25 protein-coding genes are annotated in these 23,245 nt (G+C 68.4%); 14 read left to right on the top strand and 11 right to left on the bottom strand.

Features of this window, described 5'->3' with window-relative positions; translation table 11 throughout:
* Positions 1-41 precede the first annotated feature (41 nt).
* The 4 genes from ftsH to ftsW all read left to right on the top strand — a co-directional run bounded on the left by ftsH (position 42) and on the right by ftsW (position 5,371).
* Positions 42-1,961 (top strand): ATP-dependent zinc metalloprotease FtsH, encoded by a 1,920-nt coding sequence (gene ftsH / locus QOZ81_RS07755; RefSeq protein WP_291199188.1) that lies wholly within the window; start codon positions 42-44, stop codon positions 1,959-1,961.
* Positions 1,962-1,963: 2 nt separating this feature from the next.
* Entirely contained in the window at positions 1,964-2,776 is an 813-nt protein-coding gene (folP, locus tag QOZ81_RS07750) for a dihydropteroate synthase (protein WP_291207548.1), read from the top strand.
* Positions 2,777-2,934: 158 nt separating this feature from the next.
* Entirely contained in the window at positions 2,935-4,254 is a 1,320-nt protein-coding gene (glmM, locus tag QOZ81_RS07745; RefSeq protein ID WP_291199190.1) for a hypothetical protein, read from the top strand.
* 1 nt (position 4,255) lies between these two features.
* On the top strand, positions 4,256-5,371 hold the full coding sequence (gene ftsW, locus QOZ81_RS07740) for a putative lipid II flippase FtsW (protein WP_291199192.1): 1,116 nt from the start codon (positions 4,256-4,258) through the stop codon (positions 5,369-5,371).
* Here the strand turns inward: ftsW and QOZ81_RS07735 are convergent.
* The gene (locus tag QOZ81_RS07735; protein WP_291199194.1) at positions 5,363-6,397 is read right to left on the bottom strand and encodes a DUF2344 domain-containing protein; all 1,035 of its coding nucleotides are present in this window, start codon (positions 6,395-6,397) and stop codon (positions 5,363-5,365) included. The two genes, ftsW and QOZ81_RS07735, sit on opposite strands and share 9 nt — an antisense overlap.
* A gap of 335 nt (positions 6,398-6,732) precedes the next feature.
* On the opposite strand from QOZ81_RS07735, the gene QOZ81_RS07730 reads away from it, so the two are divergent.
* The gene (locus QOZ81_RS07730) at positions 6,733-7,485 is read left to right on the top strand and encodes a lipopolysaccharide kinase InaA family protein (protein WP_291199196.1); all 753 of its coding nucleotides are present in this window, start codon (positions 6,733-6,735) and stop codon (positions 7,483-7,485) included.
* Here QOZ81_RS07730 and QOZ81_RS07725 read toward each other — a convergent pair.
* From QOZ81_RS07725 to QOZ81_RS07685, 9 genes are all read right to left on the bottom strand, one after another.
* Positions 7,460-8,038: a peptidylprolyl isomerase gene (locus QOZ81_RS07725; RefSeq protein WP_291199198.1), complete on the bottom strand. Its 579-nt coding sequence runs from the start codon at positions 8,036-8,038 to the stop codon at positions 7,460-7,462. The genes QOZ81_RS07730 and QOZ81_RS07725 overlap by 26 nt on opposite strands.
* A 47-nt stretch (positions 8,039-8,085) precedes the next feature.
* Complete coding sequence (locus QOZ81_RS07720) at positions 8,086-9,888, bottom strand: tetratricopeptide repeat protein (RefSeq protein WP_291199199.1); 1,803 nt, start codon at positions 9,886-9,888, stop codon at positions 8,086-8,088.
* On the bottom strand, positions 9,885-10,532 hold the full coding sequence (locus QOZ81_RS07715; RefSeq protein WP_291199200.1) for a response regulator: 648 nt from the start codon (positions 10,530-10,532) through the stop codon (positions 9,885-9,887). The genes QOZ81_RS07720 and QOZ81_RS07715 overlap by 4 nt, the downstream gene beginning before the upstream one ends.
* Before the next feature lie 67 nt (positions 10,533-10,599).
* The gene (gene flhB / locus QOZ81_RS07710) at positions 10,600-11,655 is read right to left on the bottom strand and encodes a flagellar biosynthesis protein FlhB (protein WP_291199202.1); all 1,056 of its coding nucleotides are present in this window, start codon (positions 11,653-11,655) and stop codon (positions 10,600-10,602) included.
* A gap of 1 nt (position 11,656) precedes the next feature.
* Positions 11,657-12,442 (bottom strand): flagellar biosynthetic protein FliR, encoded by a 786-nt coding sequence (locus QOZ81_RS07705; protein WP_291199204.1) that lies wholly within the window; start codon positions 12,440-12,442, stop codon positions 11,657-11,659.
* A 7-nt stretch (positions 12,443-12,449) separates the two neighbouring features.
* On the bottom strand, positions 12,450-12,728 hold the full coding sequence (gene fliQ / locus QOZ81_RS07700) for a flagellar biosynthesis protein FliQ (RefSeq protein ID WP_291199206.1): 279 nt from the start codon (positions 12,726-12,728) through the stop codon (positions 12,450-12,452).
* Positions 12,725-13,468, bottom strand: a complete 744-nt coding sequence (fliP, locus tag QOZ81_RS07695) for a flagellar type III secretion system pore protein FliP (RefSeq protein ID WP_291199208.1) — start codon at positions 13,466-13,468, stop codon at positions 12,725-12,727. The genes fliQ and fliP overlap by 4 nt, the downstream gene beginning before the upstream one ends.
* 8 nt (positions 13,469-13,476) lie before the next feature.
* The gene (locus QOZ81_RS07690) at positions 13,477-14,007 is read right to left on the bottom strand and encodes a FliO/MopB family protein (RefSeq protein WP_291199210.1); all 531 of its coding nucleotides are present in this window, start codon (positions 14,005-14,007) and stop codon (positions 13,477-13,479) included.
* Between the two features lie 48 nt (positions 14,008-14,055).
* On the bottom strand, positions 14,056-14,916 hold the full coding sequence (locus QOZ81_RS07685) for a hypothetical protein (RefSeq protein WP_291199212.1): 861 nt from the start codon (positions 14,914-14,916) through the stop codon (positions 14,056-14,058).
* Positions 14,917-15,015: 99 nt separating this feature from the next.
* On the opposite strand from QOZ81_RS07685, the gene QOZ81_RS07680 reads away from it, so the two are divergent.
* From QOZ81_RS07680 to QOZ81_RS07665, 4 genes are read left to right on the top strand one after another with little or no spacing between them, the layout of a single operon-like run.
* A complete protein-coding gene (locus QOZ81_RS07680; protein WP_291199214.1) occupies positions 15,016-15,477 on the top strand; it encodes a (2Fe-2S)-binding protein in 462 nt (153 codons plus the stop codon).
* The gene (locus tag QOZ81_RS07675; protein ID WP_291199216.1) at positions 15,474-17,624 is read left to right on the top strand and encodes a xanthine dehydrogenase family protein molybdopterin-binding subunit; all 2,151 of its coding nucleotides are present in this window, start codon (positions 15,474-15,476) and stop codon (positions 17,622-17,624) included. Before QOZ81_RS07680 ends, QOZ81_RS07675 begins: the two co-directional genes overlap by 4 nt.
* Entirely contained in the window at positions 17,621-18,589 is a 969-nt protein-coding gene (locus tag QOZ81_RS07670) for an XdhC family protein (protein WP_291199218.1), read from the top strand. The genes QOZ81_RS07675 and QOZ81_RS07670 overlap by 4 nt, the downstream gene beginning before the upstream one ends.
* Positions 18,586-19,140 carry a nucleotidyltransferase family protein gene (locus QOZ81_RS07665; protein WP_291199220.1) on the top strand — a complete coding sequence of 185 codons (555 nt, stop codon included), beginning with the start codon at positions 18,586-18,588 and terminating at the stop codon, positions 19,138-19,140. Before QOZ81_RS07670 ends, QOZ81_RS07665 begins: the two co-directional genes overlap by 4 nt.
* On the opposite strand, the gene QOZ81_RS07660 is transcribed toward QOZ81_RS07665, so the two are convergent.
* Positions 19,130-19,528 carry a winged helix-turn-helix transcriptional regulator gene (locus tag QOZ81_RS07660; RefSeq protein WP_291199224.1) on the bottom strand — a complete coding sequence of 133 codons (399 nt, stop codon included), beginning with the start codon at positions 19,526-19,528 and terminating at the stop codon, positions 19,130-19,132. The genes QOZ81_RS07665 and QOZ81_RS07660 overlap by 11 nt on opposite strands.
* Before the next feature lie 104 nt (positions 19,529-19,632).
* Here QOZ81_RS07660 and QOZ81_RS07655 point away from each other — a divergent pair, with 104 nt between their 5' ends.
* From QOZ81_RS07655 to QOZ81_RS07635, 5 genes are all read left to right on the top strand, one after another.
* On the top strand, positions 19,633-20,184 hold the full coding sequence (locus QOZ81_RS07655) for a flavodoxin family protein (protein ID WP_291199226.1): 552 nt from the start codon (positions 19,633-19,635) through the stop codon (positions 20,182-20,184).
* 86 nt (positions 20,185-20,270) lie between these two features.
* Positions 20,271-20,591: a thioredoxin gene (gene trxA, locus QOZ81_RS07650; protein ID WP_291199228.1), complete on the top strand. Its 321-nt coding sequence runs from the start codon at positions 20,271-20,273 to the stop codon at positions 20,589-20,591.
* Between the two features lie 28 nt (positions 20,592-20,619).
* The gene (locus QOZ81_RS07645; RefSeq protein WP_291199230.1) at positions 20,620-21,270 is read left to right on the top strand and encodes an NAD(P)H-dependent oxidoreductase; all 651 of its coding nucleotides are present in this window, start codon (positions 20,620-20,622) and stop codon (positions 21,268-21,270) included.
* 80 nt (positions 21,271-21,350) lie between these two features.
* Complete coding sequence (locus QOZ81_RS07640; RefSeq protein ID WP_291199232.1) at positions 21,351-22,340, top strand: aldo/keto reductase; 990 nt, start codon at positions 21,351-21,353, stop codon at positions 22,338-22,340.
* A gap of 22 nt (positions 22,341-22,362) precedes the next feature.
* Positions 22,363-23,223, top strand: a complete 861-nt coding sequence (locus tag QOZ81_RS07635; protein WP_291199234.1) for an MBL fold metallo-hydrolase — start codon at positions 22,363-22,365, stop codon at positions 23,221-23,223.
* Positions 23,224-23,245 lie beyond the last annotated feature (22 nt).

The following is a 23,245-nucleotide window of genomic DNA, read 5'->3' as shown; positions in this document are numbered from 1 at the left end:
CCTGGGCTCCGGCCCCAAGGAGTGACCCTTTGAATTCCATGATGAAAAGCGTGCTGGTCTGGTTGGGCATCATCGCCCTGTTGGTGCTGGCCTTCCGCCAGATCCCCCAGAACAGCAAGCAGATCGAAGTCGCCTTCTCGACCTTCTACACCGAGGGCGTGGCGGGCAAGTACAAATCCGTGACACTTTCCGGGTTCGACATTGAAGGCACCTACAAGCAGCCCGAGAAGAACGCCAAGACCGGCGAAGTCATCGAGAAGTTCCGCACCGTGGCCCCGCCCATGCAGGACCTGGGCAAGGTCATCCTTAGCTGGAAGACCGAGGGCCAGATCGAGGAGTTCAAGGCCGCCAAGCCCAGCGAGAACAACTTCGCCTACGTGTTGATGTTCTGGGCGCCGCTGCTGGTCTTCGTGGTGTTGTGGTTCGTCTTCATGCGCCAGGCCCAGATGGGCGGCAACAAGGCCATGAGCTTCGGCAAGGCCAGGGCCAAGGGCCTCTCCGGCACCGCCAAGCGCACCACCTTTGCCGATGTCGCCGGCTGCGACGAGGCCAAGGAGGAACTGAAGGAGATCGTCGAGTTCCTGAAGGATCCCGCCAAGTTCCTGAAACTGGGCGGCAAGATCCCCAAGGGCGTGCTGCTCATGGGTCCTCCGGGGACCGGCAAGACCCTGCTGGCCCGGGCCATTGCGGGCGAAGCCAAGGTCCAGTTCTTCTCCATCTCCGGCTCCGATTTCGTGGAGATGTTCGTGGGCGTGGGCGCCAGCCGCGTGCGCGACCTCTTCGAGCAGGCCAAGAAGAGCGCCCCCTGCATCGTGTTCATCGATGAGATCGATGCCGTGGGCCGCCATCGCGGCGCCGGCCTGGGCGGTGGCCACGACGAGCGCGAACAGACCCTGAACCAGCTGCTGGTCGAAATGGACGGCTTCGAGGGCAACGAGGGCGTCATCCTCGTCGCCGCCACCAACCGCCCCGACGTGCTGGATCCCGCCCTGCTCCGCCCCGGCCGCTTCGATCGCCGCGTGGTGGTGGACCGGCCGGACGTGAAGGGCCGCTTCGAGATCCTCAAGGTCCACACCGCCGACAAGATTCCCCTCAGCCCCGACGTGGACCTGGAGGTCCTGGCGCGCGGCACACCCGGCTTCGCCGGTGCCGACCTGGCCAACCTCTGCAACGAGGCCGCCCTCACCGCCGCCCGTGGCAACAAGAAGTGGGTGGAGATGCATGACTTCGAGCAGGCCAAGGACAAGGTCTACATGGGCACCGAGCGCCGCAGCCTCGTCATGACCGACGAGGACAAGCGCATCACCGCCTACCACGAGGCCGGCCACACGGTCGTCGCCGCCGTGGTGCCCCAGAGCGATCCGCTGCACAAGGTGACCATCATCCCCCGGGGCCGTGCCCTGGGCGTCACCTGGCAGCTCCCCCTGAAGGACCGCTACAACACCACCCGCGAGTACATGGAGAGCCGCATCGCCATCGCCATGGGCGGGCGCATCGCCGAGGAGCTCTTCTTCAACCAGCTGAGCACCGGCGCCTCGAACGACATCCAGCAGGCGACCGACATGGCCAAGTCCATGGTCATGGAATACGGCATGAGCGACAAGCTGGGCCCGCTGAACTTCGGCGGCGGCCAGCACGAGATCTTCCTGGGGCGTGATTTCACCCAGCACCGCGAGATCTCGGAGGACACGGCCCGCATGATCGACTCCGAAGTCCATGAGTTCGTCATGCGCAACTACCGCAAGGCCAAGGCCGCCATCGAGAGCCACCGTGAGCAGCTGGTGGCCATCGCCGAGGCCCTGCTGGTGCGTGAAACGCTCGACGGCAACGACATCGAGATCCTGATGAAGGGGGGCACCCTGCCCCCGCCCAAGGCCGGCAGCACGCCCACGGCACCCGCCACGGTGGAGGAAGGCCACTCCACGGACCCCGGACTCAACCCGGCCCTCAAGCCCGCGTGACCATGCTCCCGTTTGATTGGGGACCGCTCCTGAAGGGCGGTCCCCTTTTCATCGGCATCCTCAATCTGACCCCCGACTCCTTCAGCGATGGCGGCCGGTTCCTGGCGCCGGAAGCGGCCCTGGCGCAGGCCCGCGCCCTGGTGGCGGCCGGGGCTGGGATGCTGGACCTGGGTGCGGAGAGCACGCGGCCCGGCGCTGCGCCCGTCTCCGCAACCACCGAGTGGGAGCGTCTGGAGCCCGTCCTGGCCGCCCTGGGCGAGCAGCTCCCCGCCATCCCCCTCAGCCTGGACACCCGTCACGCGGGCGTGGCAGCCCGCGGTCTGGCTGCGGGCGTCGCCGTGCTCAACGACGTCACCGGCTTCTCCGACCCCGCCATGCTGGATCTGGCCGGCGGATCGAGCTGTGGCCTCATTGCCATGCGCAGCCGCCGGGAGGGCGCGGGCTTCCACATGCCGCCCTACGACGATCCCACTCCGAGGGATGCCGAGGCGGCCATCCGGGAGCTGTGCGCCGTCCGTGACCGCCTCCTGCAGGCGGGCGTCTTCGGGACCAGGATCCTCCTCGATCCGGGGTTCGGCTTCGGCACCACCTTCCGGGAGGACCTGGCCCTGTGGCAGGCCCTGCCCCGCCTTCCGGAAGCCCTGACCTGGCCGGTGGAACGGTTCTGCCTCGGCATCTCGCGCAAGCGCTTCCTGGCCGCCCGGGCCGGAGCGCCCGGCCTGCCACCAGGCCAGCGCGATGGGCTCACGGCAGATGCCCACGCCGAGGCGCGGCGGTGGGACTACAGGGTCTTCAGAACCCACGCCATCGGGTAACCTTGCCTCATGAGCATGAAGCACGAGCGAAGTGCCAATTTGGCGAAGCCGAACCCCGAGCGCGAGGCAGGAGCCGAGCGCCACCGGACGAAAGTCCGGTCCCGCAGGGATGAGGCCCAGGATGGGCCGAATGACGGGCGCGGCACAGGAGGTGCCGCGTGAGCCTCCGTTACTTCGGCACTGATGGCATTCGAGGGGTCGCCCTGCGCTCTCCGCTCACGCTGGAGGAGGTGACCCGCTGGGGTGCCGCCTGGGCCCAGGTGGCGCGCATGGCAGGCGTCCGGCGGCTGGTGGTCGGATGGGATCCCCGCTCCAGCTCGGGCCCCATGTCCGAGGCCTTCATCCTGGGCGTGGGCCTGGGCCTCAAGGTACTGGCGCTGGGCATGGCCCCGACGCCCGCGGTGGCCTGGAACGTGGCAAGGTTGAGCGCCGAAGGCGAGAAGACCTGGGGCCTCATGATCTCCGCCAGCCACAATCCCCCGGAGGACAACGGCCTCAAGGGCTTCAACGAGCTTGGCGAGAAACTGGAGGAGGACCAGGAGCGGGCCATCGAGGCGGCCTTCGGCGAGCTGGCCGAACCCACGACGATCTCCGCGCCACCGGCCCGCCTGGAGCTGAAGCCCTACCTGGACCACCTCGAAGGCATCACCCTTCCCCCCGACTTCCGCGTGGTCATCGACTGCGCCCACGGCGCCACGGCGGAGGCCGCCCTGGAACTCTTCCGCGGTGGCGACCTCCACTGGCTCGGCGTCCCCGCGGATGGACCGAACATCAACGTGGGCGTCGGTTCCACGCACCTGGATGCCCTGGCGGCCGCCGTGGTGGCCCGGAGCGCCGACCTGGGCATCGCCTTCGACGGCGATGGGGATCGCTGCCTGATGGTGAACGGCGCGGGTCGCGTGGTGGATGGCGACCAGATGCTCTGGCTCCTTGCCCAGGATCGCCTGGCCTGCGGCGACGCCCCCCCGGGTGTGGTCGGCACGCTGATGACCAATGGCGGTCTGGCCCAGGTCCTGCACCATGCGGGCGTCCCCTTCGTCCGCACCGCTGTCGGGGACAAGTACCTGCTGCGCGAGATGGCAAGGCGCGGCTGGGATCTGGCCGCGGAGGCCTCGGGCCACCTCATCCAGAAACGCGTGGGGCCCAGCGGCGACGGACTCGCGGCGGGGTTGTCCATCCTCCGCGCCCTGCTCCACCGCGCCCCGGAACACCGCTGGGACTGGACCTTCAGGCCCTGGCCCCAGCGGCTCGTCAATCTGGTGGCCCGAGACCGGAAGGCCGTCGAGGCCTGCGACGCGCTGGCCGCCGCCATGGCCGTCATCGACGCCCGCTGGGGCGATGGCGTCCGCCAGGTGATCCGCTGGTCCGGCACCGAACCCAAGCTCCGCCTCATGGTGGAGGCCCAGGAGTCCGCCTGGGTGGATCAGGCCCTCCATGAACTCGAAGCCGCGGCCCGCCGCGACCTGACCATCGCCTGACATGGCCCCCGACGTCCGCCGTCCCGTCGACCGCTGGCTGGTGCTCTTCGCCCTGGCCCTGGTGGCCGTGGGCATGGTCTGGATCTACTCCGCCTCGGCCATCAAGGCCTCCCAGAACCACGCGGCAGCCACGGCCTTCCTCACGCGCCAGCTCCTGGGTGGAGGCATCGGCATCACGTTCATGCTGGCCCTCTCCCAGGTGGACCTCGCAACCCTGCAGGATCACCCTCGCCCGCTGATGGTGGCCTACTTCGTCCTGATCGGGCTCCTCGTGGCCGTGCTCTTCCTAGGCCCCAAGATCAACGGCGCCCACCGATGGATCCGGCTGGGTCCCGTGAGCCTCCAGCCTTCGGAGTTCTTCAAGCCCCTCTCGGTGCTCATCGCCGCCTCCTGGATGATCCGCAACCGCGAGGCCTGGACGCACCACCGGGACGCGCTGCCCAAGCTGCTGGGGTTGGCGGGCATTCTGCTGATCCCCCTGGCCCTCATCCTCCGCGAACCCGACTTCGGCACCACCTTCCTCATCGTCTTCGTGGCCTTGATGGTGGTCTTCCTGGGGGGGGCGCCGAAGTGGATCTTTGCCGTGGCCATTCCCATCCTGGGCGTGCTCGGCACGGCCTTCGTGGTGCTCTCGCCCTATCGCCTGGCCCGCGTCACCAGCTTCCTCAACCCCGAGGCCGATCCCCTCGGTAAGGGGCACCAGGCCCTGCAGAGCCTCGTTGCCGTGGGTAACGGCGGCTTCATGGGCGTGGGGCTCGGTGGCGGAAAACAGAAGCTCTTCTTCCTGCCGGAAGCCCACACGGACTTCATCTATGCCGTCATCGCCGAGGAGGCGGGCCTCATAGGAACGGTGGCCATCCTGGCCCTCTTCATCGCCATCCTCTGGCGCGGCTACCGCATCGCCCGGCGGGTGGGCGACGGCTACCTGAAGCTGTGCGCCATGGGCTTCGTGCTGCTGCTGGTGGTGCAGGCCCTCATGAACATGAGCGTGGTGCTCTCGCTGGCGCCGAACAAGGGCATCCCCCTGCCCTTCATCTCCTTCGGCCCGAACAGCCTCATCACCAGCCTGATCTGCCTCGGCTTGCTGCTCTCCATCAGCAAGGACGTCTCAGCCTAGGATCGTGGGCTCGTCGTCGTCCTCGTCCACCAGCACGATGTTCGAGCCGCCGCCCAGCAGCACGGCATCCTCGTACATGTTCTTCAGCTTGGGCTCGAAACGGTCGGCCTGGCCGAGCCGCGGATCAGGATCGAACTCCACGCCGGTGCGGACGAGCCCCGTGATGTCGGATGGTTCCAGCCCGAGGACTGCGCCGAGCAGCTTGAGTGGATTGACCGCCTGGTGGGGCCCCATGCAGGTGTCGAAGCGGAGCCCTTCGTCGGTCCACTGCAATCCGGAGAGGATCATCCGAAGGTCCAGTGGTGTCTCGGATTTCGCGGGTCCCCGTTCCCAGGGCCAGGTGCTCGCCCCCAGGAAGATCGCCACCCCCGCTTCCAGCTGAGCTCGAAGTGCCGGATCCACCCTCCAGACCCAGTGCGACAGCCGGGCCAGATCGGAGGGCGCGGTCGCATATCCCGGCAGGGGAATCCACCGATCGATCCTCAATCCTTGGGGAAGACGCAGGTTCAGCCTGGTCATCAGCTCCGTTGGATCTTCCGCCGGTTCGCGCTTCAGGACTGCGTCCATGGACTCGCCTCGGCTCCCGATGCCTGCGGAGAGTGGAAGTCCAACGGTCAGAAGCGGTCGCGGCCGTTTGCCGAGATCCAGGGCCAGGCCCAGCCCCTCGAGGCGGAAGGCCTGCAGGAACAGGGCATGGAGATCCCCATCGTCGTAGTCGAGGGCGCCTGGTTCCTTCGCATAAGTGAAGCGGATCAGAGTGCGGCGGGTATCCAGCTGCCAACGTGCGGCCCGCCGCTGCTGGGCGGCCGCGGCGAGCGGAGCGAGCCGGAGGGCGAGAGCCTTGGCCACCTCGGCGTTTCCCGCATCAGGGCGCAGTGATCGGATCCGCTCGCTGGCCTCCTCCGCCAGCTCGGCGGTGCTGATCGCCTCGACCATGGCGTCCATCGCGGCGGTGGGGGGGCCTGACAGCAGGGCCCGCAGCGCCTGCAGACAGGCTGGTTCCCGGCTGGGTGCGACGGCTTCCATGCTCCTCAGCGCGGCCTGCAGACGGCTCCTCCGCGCCAGTGCTTCGGCCGGAATGGCGGGATGGCTCGCTCGGTTGCTCACGTCTTCAGCATAGTGGTCCACTGCGGGGTTGGGACAAGAACCCGCCTCTCCAGATCTGCAGAAACCGAGGCGAAGCTCCGGATGGACAACCCGGCTCGCCGGCGATTTCCACATCCACTGTGGGAAGTCACCGGGTGAACCCCGAGAATTCCTTTCAGCACAAGCCACTTGGGTCTCTGCCCACATTTGGTGGCAGGCGTGCGGAACATCTCCCGGTTGACAAGTGCTCGTGGGTTCGTTCCAGCTTCCTTCTTTTGCGTTCCGGACGATGGCACGGCAAGCTGTACTCCAACGCCATGATCCACGATCCCTACATCATCCCCCCGCTCCCGCCCCAGTGGCCCTTCGAACCCGGCATGGCCCTCCGTCCGCTTGGATGCCGCCTGAACCTGGAGCTGCCGGGTCTCGGCGGCGGCTGGCGGGTTTGCACGCCGGGCGGCGCGGTCCCCACTGGCGAGCCCGTTCCGCTGGCGGGCGCCTTCGGCCGCGGCGGCGTTCTCCGCGTGGGCGACCTCGTCCTCCGGCCCTACCGCCGGGGCGGCCTGCTGCGCCACGTCAACGAGCGGACTTACCGCACCCACCTCCGCTTCGCCGCAGAGCATGCCATCCATCGCGGCTTGTGGGAGGCGGGCTTTCCCACCGTCGAGCCCGTCGGCTACGCGTGGCGTCCCAGGGCCCTCGGCGTCGAGGGCGTGCTGATCACCCGTCTGGCCCAGGGAGAGCCCTGGCCGCGCCGCTGGGATCTCAGCGCGGAACGCGGCGCCGACATCCGGCGCCTCATCGGATCGCTCTGCGAATGGGGCCTCTGGTCACCCGATCTGAACGCCACCAACGTGATCCTGCCGCCTTCGGGAGGCGCCCTGCTGCTCGACTGGGACCGGGCCCGCTTCGAGCACGCCGGGCCCGATCTCTGGCCCCGCTACCGGACCCGGCTCGAACGCAGCCTCCGCAAGCTCGGCGCCCCGGCCGAGGCCTTCGCGGTCATGGGAGCTGCACCGCATCCGTGATGAGCACGGGCTTCACGGGCAGGGAAGGAAAGTCGCTGCGCTTGTTACTGGTCTTGACGGCCTTGATGCGGTCGACCACATCCATGCCCTGGGTCACTTTGCCGAACACGCAGTAGCCCCAGGTCTTGTCGTTGGCCTTGCCCTTGAAATCCAGGAAGGGGTTGTCCACCACGTTGATGAAGAACTCCGCGGCGGCGCTGTGGGGATCAGCTGTCCTGGCCATGGCCAGGGTCCCACGCTTGTTCTTCAGACCCGCGGCGGCGGAGCGGTCGGCCTCATTGGGGATCGCCGCATCGGTGCGCTTCTTACCCAGGTAGTCCACATAGCCGCCGCCCTGGATCATGAACCCCGAAATGACGCGGTGGAAGATGGTCCCTTTATACTGGCCCTTCTTCACGTATTTGAGGAAGTTCTCCACGGTCTTCGGCGCCACCTCGGGCTCCAGTTCCATCACGATGACGCCCATGCTCGTGGTGAGCTTGACCTTCGGCTTGGGTGCGGCGCTGAGATCGAACACGGCGATGAACAGAAGGGCGGCGATCAGGGGACGCATCAGGATCTCCGGGGGGAAGTCCCAGCATACCTGTACCGCATTCAGGCCTAGTAGGCTCCCAGGCTCTTGGCGAGGGCGTCCCGCTGACCCTTGAAGCCCTGCTCGTCCCGGGCCGCCTTGATGAGCCCCTTGGCCTGGTCCCGCTGCCCCAGCTTGATCAGGGCCTGGGTCCGCATGAGGGCCACCCAGCCCCGCTGCTCCGGGGCCACGGGTTTGGCGGGATAGAGGGCCAGGGCCCCGCGGACATCGCCGTGCTGGAAGCGCAGATCCGCCACCAGGATCGCCAGGGGTTCTCTTACCTCCGGTTTTTCGGTGGCCCGCCTCAGCCAGCCTTCGGCCTCCTGGAGCCGCTGGGCCCCGGTTTCCGGAGCGGCCACGGGCCGTTGCAGCAGGCGAAGGACTCCGGCCATGCGCTCCGGTCCAGGTCTGGCGCGTCCCAGGGCCGCACGCAGCGGAGCCCAGTGCTCCAGCGCGCCCTCTGCGCGCGCCCTCAGGAGGGCCTCATCGGGGGTTTCAGCTTTGGCGGGCAGCAGGCGGAGGATGGCCTGCGGTTGGGCTTCCGGTTGCACCTTGGCCAGGGCGGCCTTCCGGAGGCCGCCCCGCTCCGCCGCCGGGGCTTCCGGCAGAAGACGGGGGATCAGCTCGAGCAGGCCCTGGGCGGCGAGCAGCTCAACGACGCCCTTGCGGAAGGCCGGCTCAAGCGCAGCGAAGGTCCCGGCCTTCAGCCGGGCCAGCAACTCACCTGGAAAACCCTTTTCGAGGCGCTGGCCCACCCAGGCGTTCCAGGCTTCGGTCCAGAGCTTCTTCACCTCGGGCACCGTCTCCCGGGTCGCGGGGTCCATGCGGTCCACCAGGTTCAGAGCGTCCTCCCAGAGCAGCTTCCCGACCAACAGGCGCAACTCCACGACCTGGGCGGTCCGCTTCGGAAGGCCCTTGCCCGCCTTCCGCACCTCGGCCAGCAGGGCCTCGGCGCTGGGCAGGTCCTTGGTATCCGGGAGGCTCCCGTCCGTCAGCAGGTTCGCGAGCGCCAGGCGCGCATCGTCGGCCTGGCTCGAGCCCGGATAATCCTTGATGAGCTTCCGGAGGACCTGGGCGGATTCCTGGGCTTCGCCGGACCGGCCCAGCAGGCGGCCCCACACCAGGTCCACCCGGGGCATCAGCTCGCTCTTGGGGTAGAGGTTCTGGAAATCCTTGCGGGCGCCCTGGGCCTGTTCCCGCTCACCGGTCGCGCACAGGACCTCCACAATGGCTGCCAGGCCCCGCTCGCTGGGCTTCTCCCTCCCTTCGAGGGGCCGCAGGGACTGCACGATGGGCAGGGCCTCCTGGGGGCGCTCCTGCTCGACCAGGGCCCAGATCAGGAGTTCCTGGGGTTTCCGCTTCAGCTCAGAGGGGATGTCCGCGGCCAGGGCCTGGTGGAGCCGCCCCTCGGCCTCCTTGTACCTTCGATGGACGAGCGCATCCTCGGCGAGAATCGTGTGGGCCTCCCCCATGAAGGGCGACTTCGGCCACTGCCGCTCGAGCTTCTTCAGCGCCACCGTGGCGCCGGGAAGGTTGCCCAGCCGCGCTTCGAGGACGCCCTGGGCATAGAGGACCAGTTCCCGTTCGGGGACTTTGCTGGACTTGAAGGTGTGTGCCTTGAGCCGACCGAGGGCGGCCCGGATGGAGGTCAGATTCTCGGCGGTCAGGGCACCCTTGGCCAGCTCCGCCACGTCGGCATCCGTCATCCGCCCGGTGGGTGCCTTCGCCGCGGGCGCGTGCGGCTCGGCCTTGGCGGGTGCCGCATGCTGGGCCAGCAGGGGGAAGGCGACCAGCAGGAAGAGCCAGACCGCGCGGTCCCCGCGGCGTCTCATGCGAGCCACCGGGCCAGGAGGTTCTTCTTCCCCTGCTCGAACTCCTCATCCGAGAGGAGCCCCTTGGACTTCAGCGCGGCGAGGCGCTCCAGGTCCGCCAGGGCGTCCGGGCGGGCGGGTCCACTGGTCGGGGCCATCTGGTTGGCCAGGATCTCCATGCGCCCAAGGGTGGTTTCCAGCCGCTCAGCGCGTTCGGTCAGGGCCTTCACCTTGTCCCGAAGTTCGTCCCGCTCATGAGTGAGCGTCCGCCGCTCCATGAGCCGCCGCAGGGTGTTCCGGAACTGGTCGATCTGCATCGGTTTGGTGACGAAGTCGAAGGCGCCGAGCTCCATGGCCTCGGTGGCCTCGCGGACGCTTCCGAATCCGGTGAGGACCAGCACCGTGCAGCTGGGATTCCGGTTCAGGGCGCACTTCAGCACGTCCATCCCGGTCTTGCCGGGCATGACCAGGTCCGTGATGACCAGGTCGAAGGGCGGCTGCTCAGCCTTGAGCTTCCCCTCGGCCTCTTCGCCCGTGGAGGCGGTCACCACCTGGAATCCCTCGGCCGAGAGCAGCGTCGAGAGCGTCTCCCGGGGCATGGGGTCATCGTCCACCAGCAGGAGGCTGGGGGCGGGGAGGTGGGGCGGAACGATGGGCCGGGTCAAGGGACATCCTCAGGCTGGTCTAACGATACCCTTTCGGCCCGTTGGATTGGGAACTCCAGCGCGGACCTCATGCGGCCCCCCGGAGCCGGTACACGAAGGCCAGCACCTGGGCGACGGCCTGGTAGAGGTCGCGGGGGATGGGCTTGCTGACCTCCACCGAGCGGTAGAGGGCCCGCGCCACCTCGGGGCGCTCGAGGATGGGCACGCCGGATTCCTTGGCCTTCTCCCTGATCTTCAGCGCCAGGTGGTCGAGCCCCTTGGCCACGCAGACCGGGGCGAGGGTCTTCTCGTCGTAGCGCAGGGCCACGGCCACGTGGGTGGGATTGGTCACCACCACCGTGGCCTTGGGCACTTCGGACAGCATGCGGCGGCGGGCCGCCGCCATCATGATGGACTTCTGCCGCTGTTTGATCTCGGGGCTGCCGTCGGCGTCCTTGAACTCGTCCTTCACTTCCTGCTTGGTCATCCGGATGCTCTTCTCCCAGGAGGTGCGCTGCCAGATGAAATCAGCGACGGCAAGCACCAGCATGGCCAACATCACGTTGCGGTAGAGCGCGAAAACCGTCCCCTGGAACAGGTTCAGGGACTGCCCCAGGGGCAGTTTCAGGGTGCCGAGGAGCGCCGGAATCCGCGGCGCCAGCACACCATAGGCCACCCAGGCCAGCAGGGCGAACTTGGCCAGGCTCTTGAGAAGATCCACCAGGGCCTTCGAGGAGAAGAGGCGCTGGAACCCCTTGGCCGGGTCCAGCTTCTCGAATTTCGGCAGGAGCGGTTTCGCGCTGATGGTGAATCCGCGCTGGGAGAACCCGGTGATCAGCGCCACCAGCAGATTGATGAGCAGGAAGGGCAGCAGGAGCCGTCCCAGAATCATGAAGACATCGCCGAGCAGCGTCACCTGGCCCGCATCCGCCAGGGCCCCGGGCCTGGCTCTCTCGAGGAAATGGGCGACCTGCCTGGTCAGCAGGGCCATGGTGGCCCCGCCCAGCCCCAGGAAGAGGAAGAAGTTCCCCCAGAGCAGGATGGCGCCGTCGAAGTCGGCGCTGCGCGGGACGGAGCCCTCCTCCCGGGCCTTTTGCCGTCGTTTGGGGGTGGCCTTCTCGGTCTTGCCGGGATCGTGCGCCACCTCAACCTCCCAGCAGCTTCAGGGCGAGCTTCGGCGCAGAGGCCAGGAGCGGGGAGAGCCAGGGACCCAGCTCCCGGAGGACCAGGCCCAGCACCGTCATGCCCAGGGCGATCTTCAGCGGGAAACTAAGCTGCAGCAGCTGCAGCTGGGGCATGAACTTCCCGGAGATGCCCAGGATCAGGTCGATCAGGAACAGCACGGCCAGCACGGGGAAGGCCAGCTGGAAGCCCTTGGCCAGCATCTGCCCGATCAGGGTGATCAGGCCGAAGGCCTGGAGCGGCACCCCCTGCCCCATGGGCGCGATGCGGTAGCTGTCCACCAGCGCCAGGATCATCTGATGGTGCAGCCCCGTGAGGAAGACCAGGAGGGCGGAGATCTGCATCATCAGGGAGCCGGAGATCGAGGTGCTCTGGGAGGTGGCGGGATCCAGGAACTGGACGAAGGAGAAGCCCATCTGGGTATCCATGAGGGTCCCGGCGAAGGACACCGCCTCGAGGATCCAGGCCACCACGCTCCCCAGGAGGAGGCCGATCGCCAGCTCCGAGGCCATCAGCCCCACCAGCTCGGGCAGCCCCGAGGGGAGGTTGGCCGGAACGGGGACGACCGGCAGCAGCACCGTCGTCAGCAGCGCGCCCAGGGCCGCCCGGAGCTGCAGCGGCACCTGTTCGGAGCCCAGGATCGGCAGGGTCGCCAGCAGGCCCGTCATGCGCGTGAGCACCAGCACCCACAGCACCGCCTTGGCGCCCGTGATGGCCCAGACGGAGGTGTTCATGAGCGTGGGGGTCACGACCGCCTCAGGTCAGCTGTCGTACGACGGCATTGAAGTCGGTGAACATGCGCGTGGTGAACCGGAGCATCACCTGCATCATCCAGGGGAAGCTGATGGCCACCACCACCATCACGGCGATGACCTTGGGCACGAAGGCGATGGTCTGGTCCTGGAGGCTCGTCACCACCTGGAACACGGAGACGATCAGACCCACCACGAGCGACACCAGCAGGGCCGGTCCAGCCACCAGCAGCGCGGTCTTGAGGGCTTCCTTTCCGATCTGGGCGATCAGCAGCTCGTTCATCCGGTGTACCCCCTCACCAGGGAGCCGACGATCAGGTACCAGCCGTCCACAAGCACGAAGAGCAGCACCTTGAAGGGCAGCGAGATCACCACCGGCGGCAGCATCATCATGCCCATGCTGAGCAGGATGCTGGCCACCACCATGTCCACCACCAGGAAGGGCAGGAAGATCATGAAGCCGATCTCGAAGGCGGTCTTCAGCTCGCTGATGAGAAAGGCCGGAAGCAGGCATTCCATGGGCACGTCGGCCTTGGTCCTGGGCGCCGGGGCCTTGGCGATCTTGAGGAACAGCGACAGGTCCTTCTTCCGCGTGTGACGCAGCATGAACACCTTCATGGGCGCCGCCGTGCGGTCCAGGGCCTGGTCCGTGGTCAGCTCATTGCGCTGCAGGGGCTGGAGGACGGTACTGTTAATTTCCCGCGCCGTGGGCGCCATGATGAAGAAGGTGAGCACCAGCGAGAGGCTGATGAGCACCTGGTTCGAGGGCGTCTGCTGAGTGCCCAGGCCCTGGCGGAGGAAGTGCATCACCACCACGATGCGCGTGAAGCTGGTGGCGGTCATGAGGATGGTCGGGGCCAGGGTCAGGATCGTCAGCAGCAGCATGGCCTGCAGGCTGGAGCTGAGGGCCGGGCCCGTAGGTGCCTTGCCGAAATCCACGGTGACGGACGGCAGGGGCGCCGCCTGCTGCGCGCAGAGGCTCAGGCCCGCCGTCAGCAGGAGGAGCGTGGGAAGCCAGCGCATCAACCGGTTCACTGTCCGCCCCCACCCTGCCTGAGCATCGCTTCCATCTCCTTCACGGGGACGGGACGGCCCAGATCCACCTGGCGGTTCAGGGCGTCATCGAAGGTGCCCGGCTCGCCCCGGTCACCAGGATCCAGCCGCGAAAGCAGGCTGATGCCCTGGGGCGCCAGAGCAATGAGGAACCGCTCGCCTTCCACGTCCAGAATCGACACGAAGCGCCGGTCGCCCAGGGCCAGGGTCTCCTCCACCCGCAGCTTGTGGCCGCCCCCGCCGGGGATCCGGCCGCGGCCGTATTTCTTGAGGGCCCACAGGCTGGCGCCCGCCAGCCCCAGCACCAGCACCAGCGATCCGAAGGCCCGCAGGCCCGAGGGGGGTGCCTCCGCAGCCTGACCGGGCGTCGGTTTTCCGTCCTCCAGCGTCAAGGGAGCCTGCAGTTCCTTTTCCGAAGCCGTGGGCGGGGGGGCGGGCCGCCCCTGAGCCTGGGCCCCAAGACCCAGGCCCGCCGCCAATCCAAGGAAAAGCACCCACCGTCGCAGCACGACAAACTCCCGACACAACACGGGAGAAGGGCGAGAGGGATGCCAGGGCTATTTCGGCGGGGCCGGATGCGGCAGGCGCACATCGAACAGCACCTTCCAGTCCCCCCCTTCGAGCGTCCAGATCCGGAGGAAGCTGGCCGTGGCGCCCCGGTCATCAGGACCGGACTCGCCGCAAGTCCAGGCCAGATCACCGCCAGCCGCCACCTGGATCCTGGCCGGTTCCCAGCGTGCGCCGGGCCGGTCGGCCTCCAGGGCCTTCTCGATCTCGGCAGGATCCCGCAGGGGCATCCGCCGCGGACGCAGCACCCGGCCCGCCTTCGCCAGCTCCGGCAGCAGGGCCAGCCCGCCCTTCTCCACCCAGGCCGCCGCGAGGTCAGCCTCCTTCCGCAGCAACACCGGCGTGGCATCGGACCCCTTCGACTGGGTCAGCCGCTTCATGGGTGCAGCGTCCCAGATGGCGAACGGCTCCACGGGGCGCTCCGGTGCCGCGTGGGGGACACCGATGTCGGCCACGGCCTTCCAGCCACCGCCGGCCTGCTTCCGCCAGACAGAGAGGAAATGGCCATGCACGAGGACCGCCCCGCCCTTCTTCACTGCGTAGGTCCAGGGACCGAGGCTCCAGGCCAGGTCGCCCGAGGCGGCGAGGCCCATGGCCTCCGGGTACCAGACCAGGTGGCCGGGATCGCCGGGCTCGGGCCCGTACTGCTCCTTCCGGTTGGTCATGCGAGGCGAGAAGACGCTCGCATCCTCGGTCAGCCAAGTCAGGAAGGCCGTGCGGATGCCCTTCTCATCGGCCATGCGGGCGAAGGCCAGCTCGGCCCGGAGCACCGGCTCCAGGCTCGGCGCCTGGGCGAAGGCGGGTCCCACACCGGCAACGAGACACGGCAGGACGGTCCAGGCTCTCGACATGGCACCCCCGGGAACGTGACCACACCCTAGCACCGTTGCGGCGGAGTCTCCCTGGGCGTAGGGTGGAAGCCTCATCACTTGAGGTTTCCAGGAGCTGCCATGCCTTCCTTCCAGCTCACCGTGAATGGCCGCGTCCGCACCGTGGACGCCGAGGCCGACACTCCGCTGCTCTGGATCCTCCGGGACACCCTCGGCCTCACCGGCACCAAGTTCGGCTGCGGCCAGGGCGTCTGCGGATCCTGCACCATCCACCTGGATGGCAAGGCCGTGAAGTCCTGCCAGACGAGCCTGAAGGAGGCAGCCGGCCACACCGTCGTCACCGTGGAGGGGCTCTCGAAGGATGGCACCCACCCGGTGCAGCAGGCCTGGCTTGCCGAGGACGTGGCCCAGTGCGGCTACTGCCAGCCTGGCATGATCATGACCGCCGCGGCCCTCCTCAAGCACAAGGCTCATCCCACCGATGGCGACATCGACGAGGCCTTCGCAGATCACGTGTGCCGCTGCGGCACCTATTCGCGCGTCCGGAAAGCCGTGCTGCGCGCCGCGGGAGGTGTGAAATGACCAGCCGCCGGGAGTTCCTCAAGGTGACGGGGGCCACCGGGACCGGCCTCATCCTGGGCCTGCATCTGGAGGCCAAACCCAAGCCCGGCGAGGCTGCCAAGGTCGAGTTCAGGCCCAATGCCTTCCTGGCCCTGAAGCCGGATGGCACGGTGCGGATCACCGTCCCCAAGACCGAGATGGGCCAGGGGGTCCGCACGGCCCTGCCCATGGCGCTGGCGGAAGAACTGGACCTCGACTGGTCCCGGATCGAGGTCGTCAACGCGAACCCCGGACCGGACTTCAAGTCCATGCAGACCGGCGGCAGCACGAGCGTCAGCAGCACCTGGAATCCGCTCCGCAAGGCCGGTGCGGCCGCGCGCCAGATGCTGGTGGCCGCCGCCGCAGCGCAGTGGAAGGTCGACGCGCAGGTGTGCTCCACCAGGAACGGCTTCGTGCTGGGCCCCGGCGGCCGCAAGCTCGGCTACGGCGACCTGGCGGAAGCCGCCGCCAAGCTGCCGGTGCCCAAGGATCCGCCCCTCAAGAAGGCCAGCGAGTACCGGCTGCTGGGGAAGCGCATGCCCCGCTTCGATGGCCCGGCCATCGTCACCGGCAAGGCGGTGTTTGGACTGGACGTGCGCCGCCCCGGCCAGCGCTTCGCGGCCGTGCTGCGCTGCCAGGTTCCCGGCGGCCAGCCCAAGGCCTGGGACGAGGCCAAGGCGAAGGCCGTGAAGGGCGTGAAGGCCGTGGTGAAGGTGCCCACGGGTCTGGCGGTGGTCGCCGACAGCACTTGGGCCGCCTTCAAGGGCCGCGAGGCCCTGGCCGCCAGCACCACCTGGGACGAGGGCGCCGGGAAGGATTTCAACTCCGCCGCGCTGGAAGCCAAGATGCGGACGGCCCTGACCGGACCCGGCGACGAGGCCTGGAAGGCCGGCGACGCCGAGAAGGCCCTCGCCAGCGCCGCCAAAGTGATGGAGGCCGAATACGCCTTCCCTTACCAGGCCCACGCCACGGTGGAGCCCATGAACGCCACAGTCCAGCTCCAGGCCGAAGGTGCGGAGCTCTGGACCGGAACGCAGTCTCCGAACCGGGCCCAGAACACCGCCGCGGCCGCCCTGGGCCTCAAGCCCGAACAGGTGAAGCTGAATGTGGCCCTCATCGGCGGTGGCTTCGGACGCCGCCTCGGTACCGACTTCAGCACCGAGGCCGCGCAGGTGGCCAAGGCTCTGGGGGGCGGGCCGGTCCAGGTGGTGTGGGACCGGGAGGATGACCTCCGCCATGACCTGCACCACCCCGCCACCCTGCATCGGCTGCGGGCGGGCCTGGACGCTTCTGGCGGTCTGTCGGCCTGGGCGCACCGCATCGCCGGGCCCTCCATCCTGCGGTCCTGGATGGGCGGCCAGAAGTCGCCGGCCATGGCCTCCGCCGAGGCCAGCGGCGCCCTGGACATCCCCTACGCCATCCCCGCCATCCGGGTGGACTACGCCGAAGTGGAGGCCCCCACACCACTCGGCTGGTGGCGCGGCATCGAGATCGTGCCCAATGTCTTCGCCCGCGAATGCTTCCTGGATGAAGTGGCCCATGCCACCGGCAGGGATCCCCTCCAGCTGCGGCTCGACCTGATGGGCAACCAGGGCATCGTCAAGTTCGGGCGGGACGAGGCGGACATCCGGCGCCTGAAGAAGGTGCTCCAGGTGGCTGCCGAGAAGGCCGGCTGGGGCCGCAAGCTGCCCGCGGGCCGGGGGCTGGGGCTGGCCTGCCATGCCTACGACGGCCGCACCTACGCCGCCGAGGTGGCCGAGGTCTCGGTGGAGAAGGGCCAGCTGCGCGTCCACAAGATCACCTGCGCCGTGGACTGCGGCTTCGTGGTGAACCCGGCCGGGCTGGAGGCCCAGGTGGAAGGCGGCATCGCCTTCGGCCTGTCGGCGCTCTTCAGCCAGATCACCTGGGACAAGGGACGCACGGTGGAGACGGGGTACCACGACTTCCCCGTGCTGCGCCTCGCCGACATGCCCGCCATCGAGACCGTCATCGTCGCCAGCACCGAAGCGCCTTCCGGCATGGGTGAGCCGCCCGTGCCCCTCGCCATCCCCGCGGTGCTGAACGCCGTCTTCGCGGCCACCGGCAAACGGATCCGCCGGGTGCCGGTCGGCGCCGACACTTTCAAGTGAAAGAGCTTCAGGACATCCTGCGCCTGGTCCGCGAACGCCCGGGTCCCCTGGCACTCGCGACCCTGGTGCGAGCCGAGGGGGCGAGCTACCGCCGGACCGGGGCAAGGCTGCTGCTGGATGCCAGCGGGCCCCTGCGGGGCTCCCTCAGCGGCGGCTGCCTCGAAGGCGATGTTCAGGCGCGGGCGCTGGAAGCGCTGGCCCAGGGCAGGCCGAAGCTGGTGCAGTACGACCTCCGCGGTGAGCTCGACCTGGTCTGGGGCAGCGGCAGCGGCTGCGAGGGCGTGCTCGACATCCTGATCGAGCCGCTGCCCGGCTTCCCCCAGTGGATGACCTGGATCGAGCAGGCCTGGGCTTCCCGGACCGGCATCGTCCTCCACACCGACCTGGATCCCGATGGCCTGGGCCAGCGCTGCCTCCTCGCCCAGGCGGGAGACCCGGGTCCCGGCTTCACGGAGATCATCCATCCCCCCCTGGCACTCTGGATTCTCGGCGCCAGCGACGACAGCCGCCCCCTCGTCCACCTGGCGAAGGCGCTGGGCTGGTTCGTGGGCGTGGTGGACCACCGGCCGGCCTTCGCCCAGCCCGCGCGCTTTCCGGAGGCGGACGCGGTGCGTTCGGGCCATCCCGCCCAGGTGCTGCCCACCCTGCCCCTGGACGCCCGCAGCGCGGTGGTCCTCATGACGCACCACTACGCCAAGGACCTGGAAGCCCTGCGCCTGCTCCTGCCTTCGAAGGCCGGCTACCTGGGCCTCATGGGCAGCCGCGCCCGGGGCGCCAAGCTCCTCGGGGAGCTGGCGGCAGAGGGCCTGCATCCCGATGCGCGACTCCACACACCCGTTGGCCTCGATCTCGGGGCGACGGATCCCGAAGGCATCGCCCTGGCCATCCTCGCCGAGGTCCAGGCCTTCGCCACGGAGCGCTCGGGGTCGTCGCTGGGCGGGACCCGGACCCGGGTCATGCCGTGATCCCCGCGCTCATCCTGGCCGCCGGATCCGGCCGGCGCATGGGTGGTCCGAAGGCCCTGCTCGTGCTCGACGGCGAGACGCTGCTCCAGCGGACGGTGAGGATCGCCCAGGCGGCCGGCTGCACGCCTGTGCTCGCCGTGGTGGGCGACTGGGACCCCGGCGCGCTGGATCCGTCGGTGCGCGTGGTCCGGAACGCCGAAGCCGCTGAAGGCATGGCCAGCTCCATCCGGGCGGGCATCGCCGCCCTGCCCGGTTCCACGGCTGCCGTCCTCCTCCTCGCCATCGACCAGCCGGCCGTGGATCCCCCCCTGCTCGGGCGGCTCCTCCAGCTGCACGGCGCGCAGGAGGGCACGGCCCCCGTCGCGTGTGCCTACGGAGGCCGCCCCGGCATCCCGGCAATCTTTCCAGCCCGGCTCTTCCCGGAACTGCTGGGCCTGGCGGGTGACCGGGGCGCCAAGCCCATCCTCCTCCGGGAGAACGCCCCGACCATCCCCTTCCCCGAGGGGACCTGGGATCTCGACACGCCGGAAGACCTGCGGTTCACGCGCTGAGGGTGGCCTTCTTCTGCAGGTGGTCGTACCGCTTGCGGGCCTGCTCCAGCTCGGACAGGTGGGTGCCGGCCCACTCGCAGAGGGCGCCCATGGGCTCGATGAGCGTGTGCCCCAGCTTCGTCAGTTCGTACTCGGTGCGGGGCGGCACCTCGGGGTAGACGTGGCGGGTGACCAGGCCATCGCGCTCCAGCTTGCGCAGGGTCTGGGTGAGCATCTTCTGGCTGATGCCGCCCACCTGCCGGTGCAGGTCGCCATAGCGCTGCTTGCCCCGGGAGAGGAGGTAGATCAGCAGGGTGGTCCACTTGTCGGCGATGAGATCCAGGGCCTGGCGCGTGGGGCACTGGGCGCTGAAGACGTTGGGCTCGAGAGAACAGGCTTTACGAACCATTGGGTGCCTACCTTCCAAAATAGTGCCTACTTTCTTTTCGATCGTAAGCACCTAAAGTTTGGGTCACGGGCCAACCGAATGCAAGTGCCCGATAAGGAGGCAGCATGACCAAGATCGCCATCGTGTTCCACAGCGGCTTCGGCCACACCAAGGTGGTGGCGGAACGGGTGAAGGCCGGCGCCGAATCCGTGCCTGGCACCCAGGCGAACCTCATCCCCGTCGAGGAGGTCGAGGCCCACTGGGCGGACCTGGAGGGCGCGGACGCCATCGTCTTCGGCAGCCCCACCTACATGGGCAGCGTGAGCGGCCCCTTCAAGACCTTCATGGATGCCAGCTCCAAGCCCTGGTACGAGCGGAAGTGGAAGGACAAGCTGGCGGCGGGCTTCACCATCAGCGGCAGCCCCAGCGGCGACAAGCTGAACACCCTGCAGACCCTCATAATCTTCGCCATGCAGCACGGCATGGTCTGGGTCGGCCTCGCAGACCTGCCCCAGAACGACGAAGGGACCAACCGCCTCGGCAGCTTCAGCGGCGTCATGGCCCAGGCGGGCCAGGTGGCCCCTGAGGTCGAACCCAACGAGGCCGACCGCAAGAGCGCCGAGCGCCTCGGCCAGCGCATCGCCACCGCCAGTGCGCGCTGGGCCAGGGTTTCCTGACCTTGGCATCCACGACCCGGGAGATTGTCATGACGGAGAAACGGCCCGATTCCGTTAATCTGGACCTCTGAAACAGGAGTCCCGGCATGTCTGACCTCATTCCCCATTTGACCGACAAGACCTTCGCTGAAGCCGTGGCCAATGGCACCACCATCGTGGATTTCTGGGCACCATGGTGCGCCCCCTGCCGCGAGATCGCCCCGATCACAGAGCTCCTGGCTGCGGAATTCAAGGGCAAGGCCTCCTTCGCCAAGCTGAACGTAGATGACTACACCCCGCTTTCCGAGCAGTACGACGTCCTGAGCATGCCCACCCTGGTGATCTTCAAGAATGGCGAACCCACGGATCGGATCGTGGGCTCCCTGCCCATCGACCAGCTCCGGACCCGCATCCAGCAGGCCATCTGAACGCTTCACCTTCAACTCTGAGGAACCCATGAGCTCCATCCCAGGCGAGAGCCTGCTCCAACAGCTGAACTGGCGCTACGCCACCAAGAAATTCGATGCCACGAAGAAGCTCTCCGCCGCTGACTGGACCGTGCTAGAGGAAGCCCTGATCCTCACGGCCTCCAGCTATGGCCTTCAGCCCTGGAAGTTCATCGTGGTCACGGACCCCGCCCTCAAGGCCAGGCTGCGGCCCGCCTCCTGGAACCAGGCCCAGGTGGAGGACTGCAGCCACCTGGTGGTCTTCGCCGCCAAGCAGGACGTCACCGAGGCCGACCTGGACCGCTTCATCGCCCGCACGGCCGAGGTGCGCGGCACCACCGTGGAGAGCCTCGCCGGCTACAAGGGCTTCATGATGGGCGACCTCGTCAACGGCGCCCGCCACGCCGTCATCCACGAGTGGGCCGCCCGTCAGACCTACATCGCCATGGGCAACCTGCTCACCTCGGCGGCCCTGCTGGGCATCGACGCCTGCCCCTTCGAAGGCATCGAGCCGGCCAAGTACGACGAGATCCTGGGCCTCAAGGGCACCGGCTACGCCACCGTCAGCGCCTGCCCTGTCGGCTACCGCGCGGACGATGACAAGTACGCCACCGCCCCCAAGGTGCGCTTCGAAGCCAAGGACGTCATCGATCACCGCTGATCGTGGTGCCAGTCCAGGCCCGGGAGTCGGCACTCGCCACTCCCGGGCCTCATACTTGGTTGGATGAGATGGAGGCCCCCATGCTGACCCGCGCCCTCGGAACCCAGGGACTCACCGTATCGGGCCTCGGCCTGGGCTGCATGGGCATGTCGGATTTCTACGGCCAGCGCGACGATGCGGAATCCACGGCCACGATCCACCACGCCGTGGCGCGGGGCATCACCTTCTTCGACACCGCCGACATGTACGGACCCCATCTCAACGAGATCCTGGTGGGCAAGGCACTGGCCGGCGTGCGCAGCAAGGTGGTGATCGCCACGAAATTCGGCATCGTCCGTGATCCGGCGAACCCGACCGTGCGCGGCGTCTGTGGGCGCCCAGACTACGTGCGCACCGCCTGCGAGGCCAGCCTCAAGCGCCTGGGCGTGGAGACCATCGACCTCTACTACCAGCACCGGGTCGATCCCGAAGTGCCCATCGAGGACACCGTGGGCGCCATGGCCGACCTCGCAAGGGCCGGCAAGGTCCGATTCCTGGGGCTTTCAGAGTGCAGCCCCGCCACCCTGCGCCGGGCCTTCGCCGTGCATCCCATCAGCGCCGTCCAGTCCGAATATTCCCTCTGGACCCGTGACCCCGAAGAAGGCCTGCTGCAGGCCTGTCGCGAACTGGGCGTGGGCTTCGTGCCCTACAGCCCCCTGGGCCGCGGCTTCCTCACGGGCCAGATCAAGCGCTTCGAGGATTTCGAGCCCGGTGACTACCGGCGCAACTCCCCCCGTTTCCAGGGCGAGAACTTCCAGAAGAACCTCGCCCTCGTGGCCCGCATCCAGGACATGGCCATCGCCCGCGGTTGCACGGCCTCCCAGCTGGCCCTGGCCTGGGTGCTCGGCCAGGGTGGCGACCTGGCCCCCATTCCCGGCACCAAGCGCCGGGAGCGCCTGGACGAGAATCTGGGCGCGCTGGAACAGGTGCTCTGTCCCGGCGAGCTGGAGGAACTGGGCGGCCTGTTCCCGCCGGGAGCGGCCGCGGGCACCCGCTATCCCGAGGCGATGATGCACATGGTGAACCGGTAGCATCTAAAGCCCGGGAGAGTCCATGGCCCGCCGAACGGAAGCCCATGCCGACAACGTCCCCGGCCCCTTCTTCGTGGACCGGACCTGCATCGACTGCGGCACCTGCTACCAGTTCGCCCCCGAGACCTTCCAGGACGGTGGCGACCACGCGCGCGTCCATGCCCAGCCTGCAGATGCCGGCCTGCGGCTCAGGGCCTCCATGGCCCTGGTGGCCTGCCCCGTGGGCTCCATCGGCACCGATGACAAGGCCGATGTGGCCAGGGCCAGCCAGGCCTTCCCCCACGCCTTGGCAGAGGGCGTCTATTTCTGCGGCTATGCCAGCGAGAAGAGTTTTGGCGCCTGGAGCTACCTGATCCGGCGCCCGGCGGGCAATGTCCTCATGGATTCGCCCCGAGCCGCCGAGCCGCTCATGAAGAACCTGGCGGCCCTGGGCGGCGTGGCGATGATGGTCCTCAGCCACCAGGACGATGTGGCGGATCATGCGACCTATCACGAACGCTTCGGATGCGAGCGGATCATGCATCGCGCCGACCGGATGACCGGCCTCGAGCGGCTGGTGGACGGAGAGGAGCCCATCCCCCTCGCCAAAGATCTGCTGCTGATTCCCACGCCCGGCCACACGGCGGGAAGCGTCTGCCTTCTCCACCAGGGCTTCCTCTTCACGGGGGATCACCTCTGGTGGAACCCGGACAAGGGCCACCTCTCCGCTTCCCGCGCCTACAACTGGCACTCCTGGGAGCAACAGCTGGCCAGCCTGGAGAAGCTGCTGGCCTTCGATTTCAGCTGGGTGCTCCCCGGCCATGGCTTTCTTCACAAAGCGGAAAGCCCGGAGGCCATGCGGCGCGACCTGGAGCGGGCCATCGCCCAGCTCAGGAGCTCTTGATCGCCGTCCAAGCGAAGCCGTG

Origin of the sequence: Geothrix sp., from assembly GCF_030219325.1 — a bacterium.
Lineage (GTDB): Bacteria > Acidobacteriota > Holophagae > Holophagales > Holophagaceae > Geothrix.
The sequence above is the reverse complement of the archived record's forward strand: the minus strand, read 5'-3'. Positions and strand labels throughout refer to the sequence as shown.

Coding starts and splice junctions, on each gene's coding strand:
- ftsH (WP_291199188.1), top strand. CDS start 42: ATGAAAAGCGTGCTGGTCTGGTTGGGCATCATCGCCCTGTTGGTGCTG.
- folP (WP_291207548.1), top strand. CDS start 1,964: ATGCTCCCGTTTGATTGGGGACCGCTCCTGAAGGGCGGTCCCCTTTTC.
- ftsW (WP_291199192.1), top strand. CDS start 4,256: ATGGCCCCCGACGTCCGCCGTCCCGTCGACCGCTGGCTGGTGCTCTTC.
- QOZ81_RS07735 (WP_291199194.1), bottom strand. CDS start 6,397: ATGGAAGCCGTCGCACCCAGCCGGGAACCAGCCTGTCTGCAGGCGCTG.
- QOZ81_RS07725 (WP_291199198.1), bottom strand. CDS start 8,038: ATGCGTCCCCTGATCGCCGCCCTTCTGTTCATCGCCGTGTTCGATCTC.
- QOZ81_RS07720 (WP_291199199.1), bottom strand. CDS start 9,888: ATGAGACGCCGCGGGGACCGCGCGGTCTGGCTCTTCCTGCTGGTCGCC.
- fliQ (WP_291199206.1), bottom strand. CDS start 12,728: ATGAACGAGCTGCTGATCGCCCAGATCGGAAAGGAAGCCCTCAAGACC.
- fliP (WP_291199208.1), bottom strand. CDS start 13,468: ATGCGCTGGCTTCCCACGCTCCTCCTGCTGACGGCGGGCCTGAGCCTC.
- QOZ81_RS07685 (WP_291199212.1), bottom strand. CDS start 14,916: ATGTCGAGAGCCTGGACCGTCCTGCCGTGTCTCGTTGCCGGTGTGGGA.
- QOZ81_RS07680 (WP_291199214.1), top strand. CDS start 15,016: ATGCCTTCCTTCCAGCTCACCGTGAATGGCCGCGTCCGCACCGTGGAC.
- QOZ81_RS07675 (WP_291199216.1), top strand. CDS start 15,474: ATGACCAGCCGCCGGGAGTTCCTCAAGGTGACGGGGGCCACCGGGACC.
- QOZ81_RS07660 (WP_291199224.1), bottom strand. CDS start 19,528: ATGGTTCGTAAAGCCTGTTCTCTCGAGCCCAACGTCTTCAGCGCCCAG.
- QOZ81_RS07655 (WP_291199226.1), top strand. CDS start 19,633: ATGACCAAGATCGCCATCGTGTTCCACAGCGGCTTCGGCCACACCAAG.
- trxA (WP_291199228.1), top strand. CDS start 20,271: ATGTCTGACCTCATTCCCCATTTGACCGACAAGACCTTCGCTGAAGCC.
- QOZ81_RS07645 (WP_291199230.1), top strand. CDS start 20,620: ATGAGCTCCATCCCAGGCGAGAGCCTGCTCCAACAGCTGAACTGGCGC.
- QOZ81_RS07640 (WP_291199232.1), top strand. CDS start 21,351: ATGCTGACCCGCGCCCTCGGAACCCAGGGACTCACCGTATCGGGCCTC.
- QOZ81_RS07635 (WP_291199234.1), top strand. CDS start 22,363: ATGGCCCGCCGAACGGAAGCCCATGCCGACAACGTCCCCGGCCCCTTC.